General features: G+C 24.4%; 2 protein-coding genes. Both read left to right on the forward strand.

All coding sequences use genetic code 11. From position 1 onward, the window contains the following. Positions 1-2: 2 nt before the first annotated feature. A complete protein-coding gene (locus tag K6V43_RS11320; RefSeq protein WP_002303448.1) occupies positions 3-368 on the forward strand; it encodes a GNAT family N-acetyltransferase in 366 nt (121 codons plus the stop codon). After that, positions 369-1808: a bifunctional aminoglycoside N-acetyltransferase AAC(6')-Ie/aminoglycoside O-phosphotransferase APH(2'')-Ia gene (locus K6V43_RS11325; RefSeq protein WP_001028144.1), complete on the forward strand. Its 1440-nt coding sequence runs from the start codon at positions 369-371 to the stop codon at positions 1806-1808. Positions 1809-1845: the final 37 nt, after the last annotated feature.

The following is a 1845-nucleotide window of genomic DNA, read 5'->3' on the forward strand; positions in this document are numbered from 1 at the left end:
ATATGGTTTTTGATATTGATAATTTAAAAGGATTTCTTAATGATACCAGTTCATTTGGGTTTATAGCTAAAGAAAATAATAAAATTATAGGATTTGCATATTGCTATACACTTTTAAGACCTGATGGAAAAACAATGTTTTATTTACACTCAATAGGAATGTTACCTAACTATCAAGACAAAGGTTATGGTTCAAAATTATTATCTTTTATTAAGGAATATTCTAAAGAGATTGGTTGTTCTGAAATGTTTTTAATAACTGATAAAGGTAATCCTAGAGCTTGCCATGTATATGAAAAATTAGGTGGTAAAAATGATTATAAAGATGAAATAGTATATGTATATGATTATGAAAAAGGTGATAAATAAATGAATATAGTTGAAAATGAAATATGTATAAGAACTTTAATAGATGATGATTTTCCTTTGATGTTAAAATGGTTAACTGATGAAAGAGTATTAGAATTTTATGGTGGTAGAGATAAAAAATATACATTAGAATCATTAAAAAAACATTATACAGAGCCTTGGGAAGATGAAGTTTTTAGAGTAATTATTGAATATAACAATGTTCCTATTGGATATGGACAAATATATAAAATGTATGATGAGTTATATACTGATTATCATTATCCAAAAACTGATGAGATAGTCTATGGTATGGATCAATTTATAGGAGAGCCAAATTATTGGAGTAAAGGAATTGGTACAAGATATATTAAATTGATTTTTGAATTTTTGAAAAAAGAAAGAAATGCTAATGCAGTTATTTTAGACCCTCATAAAAATAATCCAAGAGCAATAAGGGCATACCAAAAATCTGGTTTTAGAATTATTGAAGATTTGCCAGAACATGAATTACACGAGGGCAAAAAAGAAGATTGTTATTTAATGGAATATAGATATGATGATAATGCCACAAATGTTAAGGCAATGAAATATTTAATTGAGCATTACTTTGATAATTTCAAAGTAGATAGTATTGAAATAATCGGTAGTGGTTATGATAGTGTGGCATATTTAGTTAATAATGAATACATTTTTAAAACAAAATTTAGTACTAATAAGAAAAAAGGTTATGCAAAAGAAAAAGCAATATATAATTTTTTAAATACAAATTTAGAAACTAATGTAAAAATTCCTAATATTGAATATTCGTATATTAGTGATGAATTATCTATACTAGGTTATAAAGAAATTAAAGGAACTTTTTTAACACCAGAAATTTATTCTACTATGTCAGAAGAAGAACAAAATTTGTTAAAACGAGATATTGCCAGTTTTTTAAGACAAATGCACGGTTTAGATTATACAGATATTAGTGAATGTACTATTGATAATAAACAAAATGTATTAGAAGAGTATATATTGTTGCGTGAAACTATTTATAATGATTTAACTGATATAGAAAAAGATTATATAGAAAGTTTTATGGAAAGACTAAATGCAACAACAGTTTTTGAGGGTAAAAAGTGTTTATGCCATAATGATTTTAGTTGTAATCATCTATTGTTAGATGGCAATAATAGATTAACTGGAATAATTGATTTTGGAGATTCTGGAATTATAGATGAATATTGTGATTTTATATACTTACTTGAAGATAGTGAAGAAGAAATAGGAACAAATTTTGGAGAAGATATATTAAGAATGTATGGAAATATAGATATTGAGAAAGCAAAAGAATATCAAGATATAGTTGAAGAATATTATCCTATTGAAACTATTGTTTATGGAATTAAAAATATTAAACAGGAATTTATCGAAAATGGTAGAAAAGAAATTTATAAAAGGACTTATAAAGATTGATTATATAATATATGAAAAGCTATTATAAAAGACATTA

The organism is Streptococcus suis, assembly GCF_019794615.1.
Lineage (GTDB): Bacteria > Bacillota > Bacilli > Lactobacillales > Streptococcaceae > Streptococcus > Streptococcus suis_AI.

Coding starts and splice junctions, on each gene's coding strand:
- K6V43_RS11320 (WP_002303448.1), top strand. CDS start 3: ATGGTTTTTGATATTGATAATTTAAAAGGATTTCTTAATGATACCAGT.
- K6V43_RS11325 (WP_001028144.1), top strand. CDS start 369: ATGAATATAGTTGAAAATGAAATATGTATAAGAACTTTAATAGATGAT.